Source organism: Fusobacterium ulcerans, assembly GCF_003019675.1.
Lineage (GTDB): Bacteria > Fusobacteriota > Fusobacteriia > Fusobacteriales > Fusobacteriaceae > Fusobacterium_A > Fusobacterium_A ulcerans.
Genome location: NZ_CP028105.1, coordinates 2,360,391 through 2,380,928, shown reverse-complemented (window position 1 = coordinate 2,380,928; position 20,538 = coordinate 2,360,391). Strand labels below are relative to the sequence as shown.

At 27.8% G+C, this 20,538-nt stretch carries 21 protein-coding genes; all 21 read right to left on the bottom strand.

Features of this window, described 5'->3' with window-relative positions; genetic code table 11:
* Positions 1 to 232 precede the first annotated feature (232 nt).
* The gene (locus C4N20_RS11035; RefSeq protein WP_005976327.1) at positions 233 to 661 is read right to left on the bottom strand and encodes an ankyrin repeat domain-containing protein; all 429 of its coding nucleotides are present in this window, start codon (positions 659 to 661) and stop codon (positions 233 to 235) included.
* 88 nt (positions 662 to 749) lie between these two features.
* Positions 750 to 1,427 (bottom strand): tRNA1(Val) (adenine(37)-N6)-methyltransferase, encoded by a 678-nt coding sequence (locus C4N20_RS11030; protein WP_005976325.1) that lies wholly within the window; start codon positions 1,425 to 1,427, stop codon positions 750 to 752.
* 2 nt (positions 1,428 to 1,429) lie between these two features.
* Positions 1,430 to 2,371: a PSP1 domain-containing protein gene (locus C4N20_RS11025; protein ID WP_005976323.1), complete on the bottom strand. Its 942-nt coding sequence runs from the start codon at positions 2,369 to 2,371 to the stop codon at positions 1,430 to 1,432.
* A 9-nt stretch (positions 2,372 to 2,380) separates the two neighbouring features.
* On the bottom strand, positions 2,381 to 3,070 hold the full coding sequence (gene radC / locus C4N20_RS11020; protein WP_005976321.1) for a RadC family protein: 690 nt from the start codon (positions 3,068 to 3,070) through the stop codon (positions 2,381 to 2,383).
* 8 nt (positions 3,071 to 3,078) lie between these two features.
* Positions 3,079 to 4,134: a nicotinate-nucleotide--dimethylbenzimidazole phosphoribosyltransferase gene (gene cobT, locus C4N20_RS11015; RefSeq protein ID WP_005976319.1), complete on the bottom strand. Its 1,056-nt coding sequence runs from the start codon at positions 4,132 to 4,134 to the stop codon at positions 3,079 to 3,081.
* 4 nt (positions 4,135 to 4,138) lie between these two features.
* Positions 4,139 to 4,720, bottom strand: coding sequence for a histidine phosphatase family protein (locus tag C4N20_RS11010; protein WP_005976317.1), 582 nt, complete (start codon positions 4,718 to 4,720; stop codon positions 4,139 to 4,141).
* 9 nt (positions 4,721 to 4,729) lie between these two features.
* Positions 4,730 to 5,497, bottom strand: coding sequence for an adenosylcobinamide-GDP ribazoletransferase (gene cobS, locus C4N20_RS11005; RefSeq protein WP_005976315.1), 768 nt, complete (start codon positions 5,495 to 5,497; stop codon positions 4,730 to 4,732).
* 17 nt (positions 5,498 to 5,514) lie between these two features.
* Positions 5,515 to 6,078 (bottom strand): bifunctional adenosylcobinamide kinase/adenosylcobinamide-phosphate guanylyltransferase, encoded by a 564-nt coding sequence (cobU, locus tag C4N20_RS11000; RefSeq protein WP_005976313.1) that lies wholly within the window; start codon positions 6,076 to 6,078, stop codon positions 5,515 to 5,517.
* A 151-nt stretch (positions 6,079 to 6,229) separates the two neighbouring features.
* Positions 6,230 to 7,282, bottom strand: a complete 1,053-nt coding sequence (locus C4N20_RS10995; protein ID WP_005976311.1) for a hypothetical protein — start codon at positions 7,280 to 7,282, stop codon at positions 6,230 to 6,232.
* A gap of 8 nt (positions 7,283 to 7,290) precedes the next feature.
* Positions 7,291 to 8,709 (bottom strand): MBOAT family O-acyltransferase, encoded by a 1,419-nt coding sequence (locus C4N20_RS10990; RefSeq protein ID WP_005976309.1) that lies wholly within the window; start codon positions 8,707 to 8,709, stop codon positions 7,291 to 7,293.
* A 196-nt stretch (positions 8,710 to 8,905) separates the two neighbouring features.
* On the bottom strand, positions 8,906 to 9,187 hold the full coding sequence (locus tag C4N20_RS10985; protein ID WP_005976303.1) for an HU family DNA-binding protein: 282 nt from the start codon (positions 9,185 to 9,187) through the stop codon (positions 8,906 to 8,908).
* Positions 9,177 to 9,488, bottom strand: coding sequence for an HU family DNA-binding protein (locus C4N20_RS10980; RefSeq protein WP_005976300.1), 312 nt, complete (start codon positions 9,486 to 9,488; stop codon positions 9,177 to 9,179). The genes C4N20_RS10985 and C4N20_RS10980 overlap by 11 nt, the downstream gene beginning before the upstream one ends.
* A gap of 18 nt (positions 9,489 to 9,506) precedes the next feature.
* Entirely contained in the window at positions 9,507 to 10,580 is a 1,074-nt protein-coding gene (locus C4N20_RS10975; protein ID WP_106878580.1) for a mannose-1-phosphate guanylyltransferase, read from the bottom strand.
* Between the two features lie 13 nt (positions 10,581 to 10,593).
* A complete protein-coding gene (locus C4N20_RS10970) occupies positions 10,594 to 12,321 on the bottom strand; it encodes a phospho-sugar mutase (protein ID WP_005976296.1) in 1,728 nt (575 codons plus the stop codon).
* Between the two features lie 16 nt (positions 12,322 to 12,337).
* Positions 12,338 to 13,636: a lipopolysaccharide biosynthesis protein gene (locus tag C4N20_RS10965; RefSeq protein WP_106878579.1), complete on the bottom strand. Its 1,299-nt coding sequence runs from the start codon at positions 13,634 to 13,636 to the stop codon at positions 12,338 to 12,340.
* Entirely contained in the window at positions 13,636 to 14,574 is a 939-nt protein-coding gene (locus tag C4N20_RS10960; protein WP_005976294.1) for a GDP-L-fucose synthase family protein, read from the bottom strand. Before C4N20_RS10960 ends, C4N20_RS10965 begins: the two co-directional genes overlap by 1 nt.
* Before the next feature lie 3 nt (positions 14,575 to 14,577).
* Entirely contained in the window at positions 14,578 to 15,657 is a 1,080-nt protein-coding gene (gene gmd, locus C4N20_RS10955) for a GDP-mannose 4,6-dehydratase (RefSeq protein ID WP_005976292.1), read from the bottom strand.
* 43 nt (positions 15,658 to 15,700) lie between these two features.
* A complete protein-coding gene (locus C4N20_RS10950) occupies positions 15,701 to 16,735 on the bottom strand; it encodes a glycosyltransferase family 4 protein (RefSeq protein WP_005976290.1) in 1,035 nt (344 codons plus the stop codon).
* 243 nt (positions 16,736 to 16,978) lie between these two features.
* Positions 16,979 to 18,223 (bottom strand): nucleotide sugar dehydrogenase, encoded by a 1,245-nt coding sequence (locus C4N20_RS10945; protein WP_005976288.1) that lies wholly within the window; start codon positions 18,221 to 18,223, stop codon positions 16,979 to 16,981.
* A gap of 20 nt (positions 18,224 to 18,243) precedes the next feature.
* Complete coding sequence (gene wecB, locus C4N20_RS10940; RefSeq protein ID WP_005976286.1) at positions 18,244 to 19,338, bottom strand: non-hydrolyzing UDP-N-acetylglucosamine 2-epimerase; 1,095 nt, start codon at positions 19,336 to 19,338, stop codon at positions 18,244 to 18,246.
* Positions 19,335 to 20,531, bottom strand: a complete 1,197-nt coding sequence (locus tag C4N20_RS10935) for a glycosyltransferase family protein (protein WP_005976284.1) — start codon at positions 20,529 to 20,531, stop codon at positions 19,335 to 19,337. The genes wecB and C4N20_RS10935 overlap by 4 nt, the downstream gene beginning before the upstream one ends.
* Positions 20,532 to 20,538 lie beyond the last annotated feature (7 nt).

Genomic DNA, 20,538 nt, shown 5'->3' with positions numbered 1-20,538 from the left:
TCACTACTCTTAAACTATATTATTTTCTCTTTTGATTTTCAACTATTAGAACCTCTCTAATCCATTTTAATCTATAAAAAATACTACTGTCTCAAAATTAAAAATAGATTCTAAAAATTTGAAAATTAATAACAAATCTTTCTATTAGAAAATTTTTAAAATTTATTCCAGCTTTTTCAACTCTTTCTTTATAAAAAAACATAAAAAAAAGGGATATTTCTATCCCTAAATTTTAATATTCTTCTTCTAATCTTTTATGATGAGCGATTTTTTCTCTCCCCACCATAGCTGAATAGTCCATTCCACTATTTTCTATAACTTTTAGAACACTCCTTGCTTTTGAAGCAGTAGCAAGATTTAAAGCAGTTCTTTGATGATTATTCTTGATATTAACTTCTCCACCAAATTCTATAAGAAGTTCCATTATCTTTCCTAAATCTTTTATAGCTGCTATATGCATAGGTGTATCTCCATCTTTATTTTTAGCATTAGGATCAGCACCACAATATACTAAAGCATCTATAAAATCATATGCTCCATCTTCAACACAATAATGTAAAATAGTATTTCCATTTTCATCTGTTTCTTCAACACTGTCCATATCTAAATTTTCTTTAAATGCTTCTAAATCATTTTCTTCTAAAAATTGTAAAAGTTCCATTTGTCACCTCTAAAAATATTCTCCTTCTAATTTTTTTAATTACATATTTTTAAAAATCCTCAAAACTCTATCTTATAGCTTCCTGTCTTCAGTAACCACTCTCCTCTAAGTAAAGCGGCGGTTCAATCTCCAATTTGCATTTCTTGCCCTTCCAGGCTTCGATCAGAACAAGGTTTGAATTTTTTTCCTTAGAAAAATAAACAAATCTCACTCTTTTAAGAGAGAACCCACTATCTTCAAGAATTCTTGATATATCTGTGAATCTATAACTCCTATGAACTAAAGAGAAACTTCCCACTGGTTTTAAAAGTCTTTTTGCACTCTGCACCAGTTGAGAAAGATTCAATTTTATCTCATGTCTCGCTATAGATTTGCAGCTAAGGATATTTTGTTTCTTTCCATCCACTTCCATATATGGAGGATTTGAAACTATATAATCAAAAGAATTTCCCATAGAATATTCTTTGACATCACCATGTACTATTTTTATATTTTCTTTAAGGCAGTTAAGTTCAATATTTTTTTCTGCCAGTTCAATATTTTCTTCCTGTATATCTATACCAGTTATATCTTCTCCCTTTTCTTTTGAAGAAAGAAGTATAGGAATGACACCATTCCCAGTTCCTATATCCAATATTTTTCCTTTTTTAGGATAAGCAAAAAAGTCTGATAAAATTACTGCATCTACAGAAAATCTAAACCCATCCTTTTTCTGAATAAGCTTATATTTTCCAGCTAGCAATGTAATATCTTCATTTGCTAACATTTTTACTCCTTTTCAAGTTCCTTATGTTCAAGTTCTTCACGAGTTTTTTCACTTTTCAGCTTACTTGCCTCTTTTCTGTTGAACTTTACTTCATCGATCTCAAATTTCATAATACCTATATTTTCCACATCAACAAAAAGGAAACCATTCAATGGACTTATACTTATAACTTTTCCATCTCCTTTTTCAGTTCTCACTTGTTGATTTACAGCTGGGTAACTTCTCAACACCTGCTCATACTGACTATATTCATAGTTTATACAGCATAGAAGTCTTCCACATACTCCTGATATTTTAGCAGGGTTTATTACAAGCCCCTGATCTCTTGCCATTTTTATAGATACAGAATCAAATTTATTTATAAAAGTTCTGCAACATAGTTCTTTTCCACAAATACCAATTGTTCCTAATATTCTTGCTTCATCTCTTACACCAATCTGTCTAAGTTCTATTCTAAGTTTAAAAATATTAGCCAGATCTTTTACAAGTTCTCTAAAATCTATTCTTCCTTCAGCAGTAAAATAGAATATAAGCTTAGTTTTATCAAATGTATACTCTGTTCCTACCAGTTTCATAGGAAGTTTATGATGTATTATTCTCTCTTTACACTGAGCATTTGCTTTAGCTGATTCCTCTTTCAATTCATTGTATCTTTTTATTTCCTGCTCGTCAGCTTTTTTTATAACAGGCTTTAAAGGAAGGACAAGCTGTTCTTCTTTCATCATCATAGGTTCTCCATAGACAACCCCTATCTCTTTTCCTCTAACTGTATCAACTATTACTTTATCGCCTTTTTTATACTCAATATCATCTACAACTTCAAAGTAATATCTTTTTTTAGTTATCTCAAACATTACTCCAAGTACTTTATATAGCTTTTTTTCTGCTGGAGCAGCTACAGTTTCAGTTGAAACAATTTCCTGCTCTACTCTGTTTTCTTCCATTAATTCCTCCTAATATTCTATCAATCCTTCTTCTAAAAAACTAAAGTAGGAATTTTTTGTAATTATTATATGATCAATCAGCCTTATATCTAAAGTTTTAAGACTGTCATACATATGTTGTGTCAGTTCTATATCCTGCTTAGATGGACTTATGTTCCCAGAGGGATGATTATGAGCAAAAACCACTGATTTAGCTCCATTCCTTATTGTCCTCTCCACTATCTCTCTTGGATAAACTGCACTTTTATCTATTGTACCATAAAAAAGCGTTTCACTTGCTATTAAATTATTTGCTGAATTTAAAAACAACACTTTAAATTCTTCTCTTTTAGAAAAACCAATATCTCCTCTTAAATAGGATATAAGATCATTTTTACTCTTTATATTTAAAATATCATTATCTTTCAAATTTTCTTTGTAACTATTCTTAGCTATATCTCCCATTAATTTGAGAAATACAGCAGTGCTTTCTCCTATTCCATCTACCTTTAGCAATTCCTTTATATCTGCACCAAATATTTTTCCTGTTGACCCAAATACTTCCAAAAGGTTTTTTGCTATTGGTTTTACATCTTTTCTTGGAATAGAATATGTGAGCAGTATCTCTAATATTTCATATTCATGAAAAGCTTCATATCCACTTTTCATATATTTTTCTTTGAGCCTTTTTCTATGCCCCTCTGGAGAATATTTTTCCATACCTCCACCTATAGGAAAAGATCATATACTGCTGTTGGTGTTTTCATTCCATTTATTACTTCTATTGCACAATCAATTATAGGGTAAGCAAGAACTGCTCCTGTTCCCTCTCCCAGTCTCATTCTCATATTGAAAAATGCCTCTTCTCCAAGCTCTTTCAATACTAATTCCATTCCAGGCTCTTCACTCATATGAGTTGCAATTATATAATCTTTTATCTTTGGTTCTATTTTGCAAGCTACTAAAGCTGCTACACTTGATATAAATCCATCTACAAGCATAGGTTTTCTGTATCTGGCTGCTCCTATATACATTCCTACCATACATGCTATATCCAATCCACCTACATGAGCCAGTACATCTATTGGATCCATATTAAATGTATCATATTTTTCACAAGACTCCACTATTATTTTTTTCTTTTTTACAAGGCCGCTGTCAGAAAGTCCTCCCCCTCTGCCAACTATTTTATCTATATCCCCTTTTGTAAAAGAGTATAGAACTGCTGAACTTGTGGAAGTATTTCCTATTCCCATTTCTCCATTTGAAAAAATATCATACCCTGCTTCTACTTTTTCATTTATTAATTCTATTCCCACCATTATTGCTTTTACACATTCTTCCTGTGTCATTGCAGGTTCTTTATAGAAATTATTAGTTCCTTTTTTTACATTTTTTCTGTATAGATTAGGATAATCTCTAGGAATCGAATCTTTTATCCCAATATCTACAAGGTTGAAATCTACCCCTATAGTTCTTGTCAAAAGACCTATTGCCGCTATTCTATTAAGCATAGCTTCAGATACTATACGTGTATATTCCAAAGGGCATGAAGAAATTCCTTCCTCTATTACACCATTATCTGCTGATGCTACTATATGACATCTTTTATTTATTTTCTTTACAGGAAACCCACTGATTCCTGCTAGTTTTATAGCTATATCTTCAAGAGTTCCAAGGCTCCCATTAGGCTTCATTTTTCTGTCAAGTTCTTCCTGTGCTGCTTTTACAGCCTCTTTGTCTGCACCTTCTATTTCTCCAATAATTTTTCTTAACTCTTTCATTTCATCACCCTATGTTTAGTCCTTTTAGTATTGGGAACCCATCTGCAAATTCTATTATACAGATACCTCCATTTTCCACACTATATTTCCAGTAACTTTCTAGTTTATCTGAAAAATACCAGCTTAATATACAGTTGATAACACCCCAGTGAGTTACCACTAAATTATTTTTTGTTTTATCCAGACTTTCTATAAATTCTATAGCTCTGCTTTGAAGCTTTTCAAGGCTTTCTCCAGTAACAAAATCAAAAGTTTTCCATTCGTTTTTGCTCTTTTCACACTCTACAGGATACTTTTCCTCTATCTCTTTGTAGCTCATTCCTTCAAATATTCCAAAATCTATCTCCTGAAGTCTTTTATCAAATGTTATTGGAAGACTGAGATAATTTACCAGTTCTGCTGTCTCTGCTGCTCTTAACAGATCACTTGAATAAACTGCATCATATCCATGTTTTTTCAACACATCTCCAGCTTTTTTACACTGCACTCTTCCCATTTCATTCAGACCTGGATCAAGCTTCCCAAAGAATATTCCTTCAACATTCATCTGTGTCTGCCCATGTCTGACAATTATCAGTTTACCCACTTCTATCACCTATACAGCTGCTAATATGTAAATAACAAACATAGCAATTATTTCTGAAAGCTCAACTACTGCTCCTAATGTATCCCCTGTGATTCCACCGATTTTTCTAGTCATCAATTTTGCATAGAAGAATCCAAGAAGCATTATTATTGGAATAACAATTAAAATAGTATAAGGAAGTCCGAATAAGTAAGCTGCCCCTCCTACAAAAGCTGCTGTTAATACTGTAGCAACAACTACTCCTCCAGCATCAGTATAATCTACAAAAGTTTTTCCCATTCCAGTAGATCTAGCATATGGTGCTGATGCACAATTTACTACACTGTTTAATCTTGCTATCACTGGAACTATTAGAAGTAATATTCCCATATTAAGTCCAGCAAATTCTGATATCTCTACAAGAAGAACTACTTTTAACATAAAATATAGTATAAGAACAAGCCCTCCATTAGTACCTAATCTCGAATCTTTCATTATATCAAGCATTTTTTGTTTGCTTCTATAGCTGAATATCCCATCAAATGTGTCTGCCAGGCCATCCAGATGAAGTCCCCCTGTAAGTATTACCTCTATAGTTACAAGCAGTACTGCCATGACCATTGGTGAATATACTACAGTATATAGCAGCCAGAATGCTCCAAAAAGTATAAGACCTATTATCATTCCAATTACTGGAAAAAATTTCATGCTCTTTCCTAACTCATCAGAATCAAATTTTGGATCAACTCCAATAGGAAGTCTAGTCATAAATCTAAAAAGTAACAATATTCCTTTCATTAAATATCCTCCTAAAACTATTTTAATTTCATTTTTATCCCAGAAACTACAAAGTATGCTTCATCAGCTTTTGCTGCTGCTAATTGATTCATTCTTCCGCATATATCTCTAAAATGTCTCCCCAAAGCATAAGCAGGAACTATTCCCATACCTATTTCATTGGAAACTATTACAATATCCTGATCTGATGATCTTATATATTCCAGAAGTTCTTCTACTTCTTTTTTTATGTTGTTTTCTATTGATGTAAGTTCTTCATCAGGCATATGATCCCAGTCATATTCTTTCTCCATTATCATGAGGTTAGTTACCATATTTGTCAGACAGTCCAGAAGTATAACTCCCCCCTGCTTCATGTGAGGTTTTACAAGTTCAACTGTATTTTTGTATCCCTCTACAGTAGTCCAGTTCTCCCCTCGCTGTTCTCTATGCTTAGCTACACGAGCTCTCATTTCATCATCAAATATGATTGCAGTTGCCAGATATATTTTATCTCTATACCCCATGTCAGCTATATACTCCTCTGCATGTCTGCTTTTTCCACTTCGAGATCCCCCAGTGAAGTAAATAATTCTTCCCAATTTGCCATCTCCTCTATTTTATTTCAATGAATTAATTATATCATATTTTTCTAGATTTTACACTTGATTTTCTGCTTATACTCTATGATAAAGAAAAAAGCCTCTCAGTTATTTTTAGTTGAGAGACTTTGGGTTTTGGTTGTTTTGTCTTTTAAATATTTCCTTCAATATTTTTACTTTCTTCTATCAAAGATTTTATTTTTTCATTCATTTCTTTTTCATTATTTATTTTTTCCTGATTTAGTGATATAAATTCCAATAACTTCTGACTTATTTCAGGTGAAAAATGCATCTTATCTCCATAATTATCTAAATTAAAAATTATTTTTTTTATATCTTGAAAATCAAAGATTTCTACATTTTTATATTTTAATAATTCCATTATTAAATATTTTTTAAAAAATATATATTCTTTTATTTGATTATTTATGATTAATTCATCATAGTATAAAATTGAATATGGTGGGAAGAATACAACAATTTTTTTATCTTTATTTTCTTCTAAAATTTTTTTAAGATTCTCTTTATAATTATTTTCCATATTTTTTATTATATTTTTATCTGGATTATTCAAAGAGTAATTATGATTTAATATCTCTCCTTTTTGATTTTTTAAAACTTCTTCTTTTGAATATATATATCTGTATCCTAATGGGAATGTTTTTTCAATACTTTTTTTATCTAAAAAATTCATTTTTATTATTTTCATACTTTCTTTTAATACTGTCAAATTCCAAAGATATTTAATATTGTTTTTTAAAGAATTTTTATCATACATATACTCTGGAAATGCTACTCTTTCAGAATTGGCATTTTGAAAAAAAGTTATAATATCTATCCCTAATAAAATATTATTTATCTTTCTATTTTTATTAACAAAACCTAAAGTTTTTTCTATATCTTTTTGTGAAGCTGAACTCATTGTTAATTTTAAACTTTTCCATCCTAATAATTCATTTAAATAATTAGTATCAAAATTTCTAGTCATTGAACTCCCTATAATTACGGAGTCGTAATCACTGTTTTTTATCAATCCTGAATTTAAAGCTCTTTCATTCTCACGATAATTTGCAAGAGTATAAAATTTAGGAACTCTATATTGTTGAAATGGATCAATTAAATAATTAAAAATTATTAAAATTCCAATTGCTATAAATATTAAAAATATCCTAATAATAAATATATTTTTCTCATTATTTTTCATTTCTTCTCCTAAAAATTAAAATATAAAAATGTTGAAATTCTATTCAAAAATAATATTCCTAAAGTTATACAAAATATACTTTTAAAAAAATAAAATATTTTTTTATTTAATTTCTCTTCTTCTTTTGTATTTTTTCCAAATAACACTATTATTCCAGATAAAACTAAAATGAAAAAAGAAAGTTTATTTCCTAAATCATTATAAAGAAATGTTTTATATTCGATACTCAACATTTCTTTTAAACTTCTTATTTTTAACATTCCTTTTAATACTTTTAGTGCTCCGCTTAATGTTTCTGCTCTAAAAAATACCCAAAATATATTTACTAAATTTATTGTTATAAACCATCCTAGTAATTTATTCATCTTTCTTCCACTATTTTTCCATATTCTATGTACTAGAATGCATATTCCATGTAAGCCTCCCCATATAACAAAGTTCCAGCCTGCTCCATGCCATATTCCACTTGCCATGAATACTATAAATAGATTTCTTAGGGTTTTTCTTTCTCCTAATCTATTTCCTCCAAGTGGAATATATAAATAATTTGTCATAAATCTTCCCAATGTCATATGCCATTTTTTCCAGAATTCCTGTATATTTGCTGATTTATATGGTGAATTGAAATTTAATGGTAATATTATGTTAAACATCAGCGCTATTCCCATTGCCATATCACAATACCCACTAAAATCAAAATATAGCTGTAATGTATATGATATTGAAGTCATCCATGCTTCTATAATATTTAATGTTTCCATTTGATCAAATCCTGCATTTGCAAAATTTGCTATTGTATCTGCTAATATTACTTTTTTAGCTAGTCCTATAGAAAACATATATAGTCCTCTATTCATATTTTCATAATTTATCACCTTATTTCTTTTATCTTCAAATTGTGGAAGCATTTCATTTGGCAGTACTATTGGTCCTGCTATTAACTGTGGAAAAAATGTTACAAATAGACAATAACTTAAAAAATCATATTTCATACTTTTTTCATTGTAACTGTCTATTATAAATGAAAGCTGTTGAAATGTAAAAAATGATATTCCTAATGGCAGCAGTATATGTAATAAGGTAAAATTTGTTCTAAATACTGTATTTATATTTTCTACAAAGAAATCATAATATTTAAAATATCCTAATAACCCTAAATTAAATATTACTCCTACTATCATCCATATTTTTCTTTCTTTTCCAGTCAAACTTTTATGATTTAATTTATTTCCAATAAAATAATTTATTATTATTGAAGTTAAAATTAAATATAAATATGAAAGGTGAAAATATGAATAAAAATACAAGGAAGCTATTACCAGCCATCCTTTAGCTACATTATTTTTACCATATCTATTTAAAGTAAAATATATTATTAATGTAATTGGTAAAAACAGGAAAATAAACTCATATGAATTAAATAACATTACTCCTCCAAGATTTAAGTGTTCGCTTTTATGTATAAAAGAGAACTCTTTATTTTTTGTAAATGTTCTTTATTTAAGAATTTAATAAAAATATTATTAGAATTATTTTTTTAACTTTATTTATTAAAGTTTTTAACTTATCTACCTTCAAAGGTTTTAAAACTTCGCCTTTATACATAAAAGCGAACTCTTTTTCTCAACTTATTTCTAATATTTTTGATTGTACAAATTTTATTGTTTTTTTAGGAATTATTTCTCTCACTTCTTTTGAAGTTGGACTGCCTATTCTTCTCTTTTTTCTTTTTAAAAGAGAGAAAGTTCCTTTATTTTTAAATTTTACCTCTTCATCCATAGCTATTACTTCTGCTATAAGATTAAATATCTCTTCTATCTCTTCTCTTGCTTCTTCATATTCTATTGTTTCATCCTGCTCTTTTCTCAATTTTTTGTAATATGATACAAATTCTCTAGTGTTCATATTCTTCCTCCATTAGAGTATTGAGTTCATTTACTTTATCTATCATTTTCATTCTAGGTTTAAATTTGATAACTTTCTTTTCTTCTGTTATCATCATTTCTCTAGTAGCTAGATTTAATATCTTTCTTGGTTTTACTTCTTTCTTTTCAAATATTCCCCAGTCTTTTATTATTACTTTTTCTTCTTCTTCTAAAACATCAAAAAGAGCTTTCCAGAAAGAATCTAATCTTTCTTTTGCTTCTCTTATGCTTTTTAGATTCCTTCTTTCCTTATATAAGGTTAAAAACTCTTTTTCTGTCATCTATTTACCTCTATTTTTTTATCTATTTAAAATTTTTTTTATTTCCTGTGTCTTATTTTTCTTTGATATTAAAAGTTCTTTATCTTTTTTTACTATTACTAAATTTTCTATTCCTAATAATGAAATATTCAAATCATCTGATATTACTATATTGTTTTTTGAATCTAATTCTCTTATCTCTTTTCCTCTCACTACATTTCCATTTTCATCTTTTTCAAATATCTCATCAAATGCATTAAAGCTTCCTATATCATTCCAACCTATATCTACTGGTATTACTCGGATATTTTTTGAATATTCCATTATTCCAAAATCTATTGATATTTTTTCAAATTTATCAAAGTATCTCTTTACTTTGTTGCTAAGTTCTTCTCCTGTTAAATTTTCTTTAAATTCTTTTTCTATTTCTTTAAATATTGTTGAATGTTCTTCCATCAATACTTCAAAATTTTTAAATATAGTATCTATCGTAAATATAAACATTCCACTATTCCAAAGATATTTTCCACTTGAAAGATAACTTTCAGCTAATTCCTGACTTGGTTTTTCTCTAAATCTTTTTACTTTATATATAGAATTAAGTTCTATTTCATCATATTTTACTTCTATATATCCATATCCTGTTTCTGGTTTGTCTGGTTTTATTCCTAAAGTAACTATCATTCCATTTTCTTTTGCTTCTTTTGCTGCAATTAGTATGACTTTTCTAAATTCTTCTTCCTCTTTAATTAGATGATCTGAAGCTAGTACTACTACTTCTAGCTTTTCTCCATCTTTTAATCTATTTTTAAATCTATTTTCTATTATCAAAGAAGAATATCCTATTGCTGCTGCTGTATCTTTAAAAGCTGGTTCTATTATTATATTTTCTTTAGGAATATCGCTTAATTCTTTTTCTATCTCTTTTGCTTGTATGATATTCGTCGCTATAAATATATTTTCTGCTTCTATTATAGGAAGTATCCTGTCAACAGTTTCTCTTATCATAGTTTTATCTGAAAATATTTTTAGAAGTTGCTTTGGCCTTTCTGGTGTTGATAATGGCCAGAACCTCTCTCCACTTCCTCCTGCCATAATAATTGCTGTTAACATCTTCCTTTTCCTCCTAGTTCAAAAGTGATTCCATATATCCTTTAAAATCATTTAATACATTCTCTAGTTTTTCATCTGCTTCTTTCTTATTTTTTCCTTTAGTATAGATGTAATATTTTATCTTTGGTTCTGTTCCTGATGGTCTTACTGTTATGTATGTTTCATCTTCTAAAATATATTGAATAACATCTGACTTTGGAAGAAGTAATTCTGATTCTGAATTATCTAAATAGTTCTTTTCTTTTTTCAACTTATAGTCTCTTACAATATTTATCTTTTTATCTAAAAGAACTTTTAAATCTCTTTTTCTAAGTTCTTCCATCATCTTTTTTATTTCTTCTGTTCCTTGTATTCCTTCTCTTGTTACAGGATATGTTATTTCACTATACCAACCATATTTATCATAGAGTTTTCTTAGTTCTTTCACTGAAGATGTTCCTATGCTTTCAAAGTATGCTACCATTTCAGTTAAAAGCATTACTCCAAGTATTCCATCTTTATCTCTTACATAGGTTCCTTTTAGATATCCAATAGATTCTTCCATTCCAAATACAAAAGAATTATCATATTTTCCTTCTTCAAATTCTCTTATCTTTTCTCCTATATATTTAAATCCTGTAAGAGTTCTAAATACTTTTAAATTTCTTTCTCCTGTTATCTTATCTAATATTGGTGTAGAAACTATTGTTGTAACTACTGCTCCATTTTTAGGTATATCTTTTTTATTGTCTAAAATATATTTTAAAAGAAGCATTCCTATCTGATTTCCATTAAGATATATCCATTCATTTTTTTCTTTTACCATCATTCCTGTTCTGTCAGCATCAGGGTCATTTGCTAAACATACTTTAGCTCCTATTTCATCTGCTAACTTTATTGAAAGATCAAATACATTTTTTTCTTCTGGATTGGCATATGAACAAGTTGGAAATTCTCCATCTGGCTTCTTCTGCGCTTCAACTATATATACATTTTTATATCCTAATTCATTTAACAGTCTTTTTACTGGTCTTCCACCTGTTCCATGAAGAGGAGAATATGCTAATTTAAAATTCTCTTTATTAGATAAATCTTTTAAAATAGATTCTTTCTTTACCTTTTCTAAATATTTACTGTCTAATTCATCATTTAAAATATTTAATAACCCTGACTTTTCTGCTTCCTCTTGAGCTACAATCTTTACATCTTCAAATTCATCTGTTTTATTTACTTCTTCTATTATCCCAGAAGCTTGAGGCTCTACTAATTGTCCTCCATCTTTCCAATATACTTTATATCCGTTGTATTCTTTAGGATTATGTGAAGCTGTTATCATTATTCCAGCCTGACATTCAAGTTCTCTTACAGCAAATGAAAGTTCTGGAGTACTTCTTAATGAAGAAAACAGATATGTTTTTATTCCATTGGCACACAGTACTAATGCTGAATTCAAAGCAAATTCATATGAATTAATCCGGCAGTCATATGCAATTACAACACCTTTATTCTTTCCGAATTCACCACTTGAATTGATTAAATAATTTGAAAATCCTTGAGTAGCTTTTCTAATCATATATATATTCATACGATTAGTTCCCATCCCCATTATTCCTCTCATTCCACCTGTTCCAAACTCAAGGTATTTATAAAAACTATCTTTTATTTCTTCATCTTTTAATTCTTTTACTTCTAGTTTTTCATTTATAGTAATAAATTCTATTTTTGCCCATTTATTATATTTTTGTAATATATTTTCTACCATTTCTTTATTTACCTCATTATTTCATTTTCTTTATGATAAAGTGTGCTTGTATGGGCATTATTACTGCCAATGGTAACATGCATATATTCGTTCCAAGAATCGCTCCACTACTTCCCATGTCTAAATCCCTTATAAAATATATAGAAAGAGGGATATTAATGATACCTCCTAAAACATATAGCCACATTTGTAAATGAATTTTTCCTGTTCCATTTATAAAAATCATATGTATATCTCCATATACTCTATTTAATACAAATATTCCCCATAATAAAATAAGATATTTAGGAATAAATATTTCTCGCCCTATCCATATTTTAATTATATAAGGTGCTAAAAATATAACTACTATTATTACTATTATTAAAAATAGAAATAATATATTAATTTTTTTAAATATATTTAGTATCCATTTTTTATCTTTTTTTATATATGAATCAAGAAATAAAGTCCACATAGGAACTGAAATTATTGACTCCAATACTATAAAGCTCTGAAACAATTTAGAAACTATACTATAACTTGCTACAGCATCTGTTCCTACATATTTTGTTATCAATAAATTGTCAACAGTAAGTATGAAGAGCACTGATATTTGTATTATAAAAAAACTTATTCCTATACTTCCTATCCCTTTTATTTTTTTTTTACTAAAACTCTTAATACTGGGAGTCAATTCTTTATATTTATTAAAAAACTTTTTTGTAAAAAATAATCCTAATATTAAATTTATTCCAGGATAAATTATTGATACTGTTATTAATGAAACTTTATTATAATAATTAAGGATATATAGTGAAATAATAAAGAGTAATTGAAATAAAAAATTACCCAGATTCATAATAGAACTATTATGAATAGAAAGATAAAAAGTTTTATATAAAAAAACTATAAAATTTAAAATAGTCATTGCAAATACTATCTCAAATATTAATTTTATATAATTTTCACTATAAAAATCTATATTTAAAAATTTTCCAATATCTATTACTTTAATTCCAATTAATCCTAAAGTAAGAATACATATGGCTATTATTCCTAAAACAATATATCCAGTAGTTATATATTCTCTAGCCTCATTATAATTTTTTTTAGTTAAGCTTTCTGTAAGCTTATTTTTAAGTCCATTTCCTATTCCTAAATCAAATGTATATATCCAACTTACAATTGAAAAAATTGTCATCCATAACCCATAATCCTGCTGACCTAAATATTTTAAAAATAAAGGAATTGAAAAATAACTTAATCCCATACTTAATATTTTATATATCATTCCAAACGACACTTGTTTTTTTAAAATGTCAAATCTATTCATCAATTATTCTCCAAATACCATTTTATCGTTTCATTTAACCCTTCTTTTAATTCCATCTTTGCTTTAAAATCAAAATATTTTTTAGCCTTTGAAACATCCAATCTTCTTTTAGGTTGTCCATTTGGTTTTGTTTTATCCCAAATAATTTTACCTTGAAATTTTAATAAATTTGCTAAAATTCCTATTAATTCTTTTATTGAAATTTCTTGACCATTTCCTATGTTTACAGGTTCTTTTCCATCATACATTTCTGTTGCAAGTATTATTGCCTCTGCTGCATCCTCAACAAAAATAAATTCTCTTGATGCACTTCCATCTCCCCATACTTCAATATCTGAATTTTCTTCATTTGCTTTTAACATTTTTCTTATTAATGCTGGAATTACATGTGATGATTCCAAAGAAAAGTTATCTTTTGGTCCATATAAATTGATCATCAACAAATGAATTGCATTAAAATTATATTGTTCTCTATAGGCTTGTGACTGCACTAACATCATCTTTTTGCTTAATCCATAAGCTGCATTTGTTTCTTCAGGATATCCATTCCATAAATCTTCTTCTTTAAATGGAACTGGAGCAAACTTAGGATAAGAGCATACAGTTCCTATTCCTACAAATTTTTCCACTCTATTTTTATATGCTAAATCTTGTATTAAAGTATTCATCATTAAATTATTATAAAATTGAGATGCTGGGTGTGTTTTACTATATCCTATTCCTCCTATATCTGCTGCAATATGAATAACTATATCTGCTTTAAAATCTTCATATAATTTTTTTACATCTCTTTCTTTAGTTAAATTATAATTTTTACTTCTTGGAATAAAAATATTTTCTTTCTTACAACCTCTTTCCAATAATTTTTGAATGACATGAGATCCTAAAAAACCTGCTCCACCTGTTACTATTATTTGCTTTTCTTTTAAATTTATCATGACTTATCCCCTTACTTTTAAAAAATGATCTTTTTCCACAAATCCTAAATCATGTTCTACCATTATTTTTACTAAATTCTTAAATGATGTTTTTCTTGGATTCCATCCTAGTACTGTTCTTGCTTTTGTTGGGTCTCCTAGTAATGTTTCTACATCTGAAGGTCTAAAGTATTTTGGATCTACTTCTATTACCGTTTCTCCTGTTACTTTATTTATTCCTTTTTCGTTTATACCTTCTCCACACCATTCTATTTCTATTCCTACTTCTTTAAATGCTATATTACAAAAATCTCTCACGGAGTATTGTTCTCCTGTTGCTATTACAAAATCTTCTGGTTTATCTTGCTGCATCATAAGCCACATACATTCAATATAGTCTTTTGCATATCCCCAGTCTCTAAGCGCATTCAGATTTCCTAAGTATAGTTTTTTCTGATATCCTTTTGATATTCTTGCTGCTGCTAATGTTATTTTCCTTGTTACAAATGTTTCTCCTCTTCTTTCACTTTCATGATTGAATAGTATTCCATTTACTGCATACATATCATAGGCATCTCTATAGTTTTTTACTATCCAATATCCATACTGCTTTGCTACTGCATATGGTGATGTTGGATAAAATGGTGTTGTTTCTTTTTGTGGTACTTCCTGTACTCTTCCAAACAATTCTGAAGTGGAAGCTTGATATATCCTGCAAGTTTTTTCCATTCCTAAAAATCTTACTGCTTCAAGTATTCTTAATACTCCTACTGCATTTGAATCAGCTGTATACTCTGGTACTTCAAAAGATACCTGTACATGAGATTGTGCTGCAAGGTTATATATTTCTGTTGGTTTTATTTCTCTTATTAATCTTGTTATACTCATAGAATCTGTCATATCTCCATAATGAAGGTATATTTTTCTTTCTTTATGCATATCTTCAATTAAATCATCTATATATAGATGTTCTATTCTTCCTGTATTAAAAGTTGAAGCTCTTCTTATTATTCCATGTACTTCATATTCTTTATCTAAAAGAAATTCTGCAAGATATGAGCCATCTTGTCCTGTTATTCCTGTTATTAATGCTATCTTTTTCATTAAAATCTCTCCTTAAAATTTAATTATTTTTTCAAATAATTTTCTAATTTTTATTTTCACAGATATTTTTATATATTTCATCATATTTTTTTAAAAAATTTTCTTTAGTTAATTTAGTATGATAATTTGTATTGTAATAACTATTTATTTTTTTTATTGTTTCTTCTATTACTCTTGCTAAATCAATAGGGTCTTCACAATTAAATACTTCTCCTATATTTTTTTCTATTATAATTTTTCCAATTTCTAATTCTTTTGGAGCTATACATGGTATTTTATTAACAATTGCTTCTGTCATTGGACCACTTACCCCACCAAAAGATTTTAAATATGGCATAATCATTAAATCAGTTATTAGAATATTTTCCATAAACTCATCATCACTTACTTTTTCTAGTATTATTCTATTTGGTATATCTTTTAATTCTTTCTCTATATACTCTTTTTTAAATTCTTCTTCTTTTCCAACTATATTTATTAAAAGATTTTTTTTAAAATTTATATTTATATATTTCAGACTTTCTAACAAAATATTTAATCCTTTATCCTTCCTTGTTCCTCCTAAACAACTCAATACTATTTTTTCACTATCTATTTTATTTTTTATTCTTAATTCATTTTTATTCCCAATTTTTGAATAGTTATAAAAACTAGGATAATTTACTACTCTTACATTTTCTATTCCCATTCTTTTTAAATTTTCTTTTAGAAATTCTGAATGTACGATTATTAATCTTATTTTTTTAGAAAAAATCTTTAAAAATATCTTTTTTAATAAACTTTTAGGAACTTGATGTAAAGTTCCAATTGCATTTATACTTTTTTTTAAAAACATATATGAATAAATAAAATCTAAAGTTAAAAAATGTACTATAACATCATCATTCTCTTCATTATTTTTTAAAAACTCTTTAATTAGTTTCCTTCTAGAGAGGAAATATTTAAAAAAATTCTTTTTTAGTGAAGGAGCTAAATCTAATTCTACATACTTTAATTTGGTATAATTTAACTTTAAAAGTGTAGAAAAATATGGCTTATGATGTCCTTCCATTCTATTGTCACATAAAATAATTCGCATTTTTTTTCTCCTTTTTCTAATACTTTTTTATTATAATTTTTCTCTAAATTATTAGATACTTAGATATTTTTTAGAAGTCTTCCATATTTATACAAGTTATTAATACAAATGCCCGCTCTTGGTATTTCTTCCTGTACTCCTTCATAAATTTATCATTATCTTTATAGATGCAATATATTAGAAGCTTTATGTGCATATTTCTTTCTTTTCTGTAAAGAATCTTAGATGTAATAAAAAAATTAACTAAATTAGATTTATTATTCCTAAACAGTCGTATATTTTTTTAGTTTTTAATAGTTGTATATTTTCTTTAAACTCTTTATGCCCCTGTGCTAATACTAAATAATCAGCTTTTTTTAGAATTTCTTCTAAAGAATAAAGCTTGAATCCATCCACTTCTTCTTTATTTACATTTGGTTCACAAGCTATTACTTCATATCCTTTATCCCTCAATATTTCTGCTATCTCCATTGCTGGTGACTCTCTAAGATCATCTATATCTGGTTTATATGCTAATCCTAATACTCCAACTGTCAATTCTTTATTCCCATTAAGTATTTCATCTACTTTATTTACTATAAATCTTGGTTTAAAATCATTAATTAATCTTGCTTCTCTTATTACATTTGCTTCTTTAGGGAATTTCTCTACTATAAACCATGGATCTACTGCAAGACAATGTCCTCCTACTCCAGCTCCTGGTGTCAGTATATTTACCCTTGGATGCTTATTTGCCAGTTTTATAAGTTCAAAAACATTTATATTAAGCTTGTCACATATTACTGACAGTTCATTTGCAAAAGCTATATTTACATCTCTGAAAGTATTCTCTACTAATTTACACATTTCTGCTGTTATATCATCTGTTATATAGCATGTTCCCTCTTTTACCATTGCTTCATATATTACCTTAGTATATTCAGCTGCTTCTTTTCTTTCAGCTCCTATTATCCTGTCATTATGCTCAAGTTCATATAGTATCTTTCCTGGTAATACTCTCTCTGGACAATGAACTGTCATAAATTTATCTCTTGATATTCCTGATTCTCTTTCTAATATATCTGTCATTAGTTTTGTTGTCATTGGAGGAACTGTTGATTCCAGTATAACCAGATTATTCTCTTCCAATACCTCAGCTACTTCTTTTGCTCCGCTTCCTACATATGATAGATCTGCTATTTTTTCTTCATGTTCTTTTTTAAATGGTGTTGGTACTGCTATTATAAATACATCTGATTTTTCTAGTTTATCCGTAGGAAGTAATCTCCCACTTCCCAAAGCTTCTTCAAAAGCTTCCTGAAGATCTGGTTCTACTATATGGATATGTCCATTTTTTAAAGTTTCTATAACTTTTTTATTTACATCAAATCCATTTACTGTAAATCCAGCTCTTGCAAATGCTATTGCTGTTGGAAGGCCTATATATCCCATTCCCAATATTGTAATTTTTAAATCTTTTTCTTCTGCTTTCTTTAAAAGTGTGTTCATTTTTTCTTCCTCCAAGTCAACTAGATAGTTTCTAAATATTTTCTTATTCTTTCTGATGTTTTTCCATCTCCATATGGATTATTAGCTTTGGACATCTTTTCATATGTTTCTTCTTCTAATAGCTCCATATCTTTTATTACATCTTCATACTTTGTTCCTGTAAGTTTTGCTGTTCCTGCATCTATTGCTTCTGGCCTCTCTGTTGTATCTCTTAGTACAAGTGTTGGCTTTCCTAAGCTTGGTGCTTCTTCTTGTACTCCTCCCGAATCTGTCATTATATAATGAGCTCCATCCATTATTGCTATAAATTCTAGATACTCCAAAGGTTCTATTAAAATTTTCCTTTCAAATCCATCTAACACTCTATGCGCTGTATCTCTAACTAAAGGATTTAAATGCATTGGAAAGACTAAGTAAATATTTTCATGTTTCTCCAGATAATCTCTGACTGCTCTTAGAGTTTCTTCCATTGGTTTACCCCAGTTTTCTCTTCTGTGCATTGTTATGAGAATATATTTTTTATCATTTACTCCATACTTTTTCTTTATCTCTTCTATATCTTTATTCTTATTTTTCTTTACCCAGTAAAGAGCATCTATAACTGTGTTCCCACATTTTATTATCTTCTCTTTTGGATAATTTTCTCTCAGCAAGTTATCTACATTTACATCTGTAGGTGCAAAGTGGATATCAGCTATATTTCCAACTAGTTTTCTATTTGCTTCCTCTGGAAATGGAGAGTATATATCTCCTGTTCTAAGTCCAGCTTCTATATGCCCCACTGGTATTTGATTATAGAAAGCTGTTAATGCTCCTGTGAGAACTGATGTTGTATCTCCTTGAACTAAGATATAGTCAAACTTTTCTTTTTTCACTATTTTATCCAGTTCCAACATCAATCTTCCTGTAAGTTCTGAAAGTCCCTGTCCCTGCTTCATTATCTCTAAATCATAATCAGGTTTTATTTCAAATAGATCTAATACCTGATATAGCATTTCTTTATGTTGACCTGTCACTACAACTTTTACATCTATTCCATTTCCTTTAAGTTCATGATACACTGGAGACATTTTTATTGCTTCAGGTCTTGTTCCAAATATTAATCCTACTTTCATTTTTTCATCTCCATATAATACTCAATTAATTTTTTAGCAATAATATCATTTGAAAATCTTTTATCCACTACTCTTTCTGGAGAATTTAAAATTTCTAATAAATCAATTTCATTCTCTTGATAAGTTAATAGCCGAAGTTCACTTTTAAAATAGTTATATATCTCATTTTTATTTTTAAATAAACAAATTATTTTTTTATTTGTACCTAAGTAATCATATATTTTCCCAGGTATTTGAGTAGTATTATTTCCATTATCAATAAACAATAAATAATCTGATTTTTTATAAACTTCTTTTATTTCTTCAAATGAAACATTTCCTTTATAATAAACAAAAGAAAAAACTGTTATATTCTTTAAAAGACTATCATCTATATTTCCATATATATTAAATTCTATATTCTTTAAATTTTTATCATTATACTCTTTTAATAATTTTAAAAAATGCAATATATTTCTATTTTTATTCAAAACTCCTGTATATGTTATAATAATTTTATCTCTTTCGCTCTTAGAACTATCTTTAACTTCTTCTAAATAACCTCTTGGAATGTATTTCATTTTATTACTAAATTTTGGATACTTATTTTTCAAATCGTTTAGTGTAAAAGGAGATACATAAAATATTCTATCTGCTTTTTTTAGTAACTCTTTTTCCTTAAATTTGGCTCTAATTTTTTTTAATTTGCTTAATCCTATATCACTACTCCAAGGATCTCCCCAAATTTGAAACCAAATTATATTTGGATATAATTTTTTTATTTTTTCTCCTATATAATGTGAAGTTTTAGTATCTGAAGAGGAAACTATTAGATCATATTCTTCAAAGTCTATATTTAATTTATTAAATTCTGTTATCCATTCTTTATCAACATCAGGAAAAAAATAAATTTCTTTTATTAAATTTTTTATTATTTTAAATATATTTTTAAAAATGTTATTTTCTACATTTTTTGCTTTAAATCTTTTATTTAAATATTTATTTAATATTTTTAAATCAACATTATGAATCTTAATATTTGCTAATTTGCTTTTTAAATATTCATCTTCCAGTTCATCTAAATACTTCACAGTTAAAATTTCTATATTAATTTTATTTTTTATTAACCCTGTTACCAAACCAGTATTTCGTATTGAAGCTGAACTAGATTTTTTTACTATAAGCGATGATATATACAATACTTTTTTTCTCATCTTTCTC

Bases quoted from the DNA above. Each gene is read 5' to 3' on its own strand.
- C4N20_RS11035 (WP_005976327.1), bottom strand. From the start codon at position 661: ATGGAACTTTTACAATTTTTAGAAGAAAATGATTTAGAAGCATTTAAA.
- C4N20_RS11030 (WP_005976325.1), bottom strand. From the start codon at position 1,427: ATGTTAGCAAATGAAGATATTACATTGCTAGCTGGAAAATATAAGCTT.
- C4N20_RS11025 (WP_005976323.1), bottom strand. From the start codon at position 2,371: ATGGAAGAAAACAGAGTAGAGCAGGAAATTGTTTCAACTGAAACTGTA.
- radC (WP_005976321.1), bottom strand. From the start codon at position 3,070: ATGGAAAAATATTCTCCAGAGGGGCATAGAAAAAGGCTCAAAGAAAAA.
- cobT (WP_005976319.1), bottom strand. From the start codon at position 4,134: ATGAAAGAGTTAAGAAAAATTATTGGAGAAATAGAAGGTGCAGACAAA.
- cobS (WP_005976315.1), bottom strand. From the start codon at position 5,497: ATGAAAGGAATATTGTTACTTTTTAGATTTATGACTAGACTTCCTATT.
- C4N20_RS10995 (WP_005976311.1), bottom strand. From the start codon at position 7,282: ATGAAAAATAATGAGAAAAATATATTTATTATTAGGATATTTTTAATA.
- C4N20_RS10990 (WP_005976309.1), bottom strand. From the start codon at position 8,709: ATGTTATTTAATTCATATGAGTTTATTTTCCTGTTTTTACCAATTACA.
- C4N20_RS10985 (WP_005976303.1), bottom strand. From the start codon at position 9,187: ATGAACACTAGAGAATTTGTATCATATTACAAAAAATTGAGAAAAGAG.
- C4N20_RS10980 (WP_005976300.1), bottom strand. From the start codon at position 9,488: ATGACAGAAAAAGAGTTTTTAACCTTATATAAGGAAAGAAGGAATCTA.
- C4N20_RS10975 (WP_106878580.1), bottom strand. From the start codon at position 10,580: ATGTTAACAGCAATTATTATGGCAGGAGGAAGTGGAGAGAGGTTCTGG.
- C4N20_RS10970 (WP_005976296.1), bottom strand. From the start codon at position 12,321: ATGGTAGAAAATATATTACAAAAATATAATAAATGGGCAAAAATAGAA.
- C4N20_RS10965 (WP_106878579.1), bottom strand. From the start codon at position 13,636: ATGAATAGATTTGACATTTTAAAAAAACAAGTGTCGTTTGGAATGATA.
- C4N20_RS10960 (WP_005976294.1), bottom strand. From the start codon at position 14,574: ATGATAAATTTAAAAGAAAAGCAAATAATAGTAACAGGTGGAGCAGGT.
- gmd (WP_005976292.1), bottom strand. From the start codon at position 15,657: ATGAAAAAGATAGCATTAATAACAGGAATAACAGGACAAGATGGCTCA.
- C4N20_RS10950 (WP_005976290.1), bottom strand. From the start codon at position 16,735: ATGCGAATTATTTTATGTGACAATAGAATGGAAGGACATCATAAGCCA.
- C4N20_RS10945 (WP_005976288.1), bottom strand. From the start codon at position 18,223: ATGAACACACTTTTAAAGAAAGCAGAAGAAAAAGATTTAAAAATTACA.
- wecB (WP_005976286.1), bottom strand. From the start codon at position 19,338: ATGAAAGTAGGATTAATATTTGGAACAAGACCTGAAGCAATAAAAATG.
- C4N20_RS10935 (WP_005976284.1), bottom strand. From the start codon at position 20,531: ATGAGAAAAAAAGTATTGTATATATCATCGCTTATAGTAAAAAAATCT.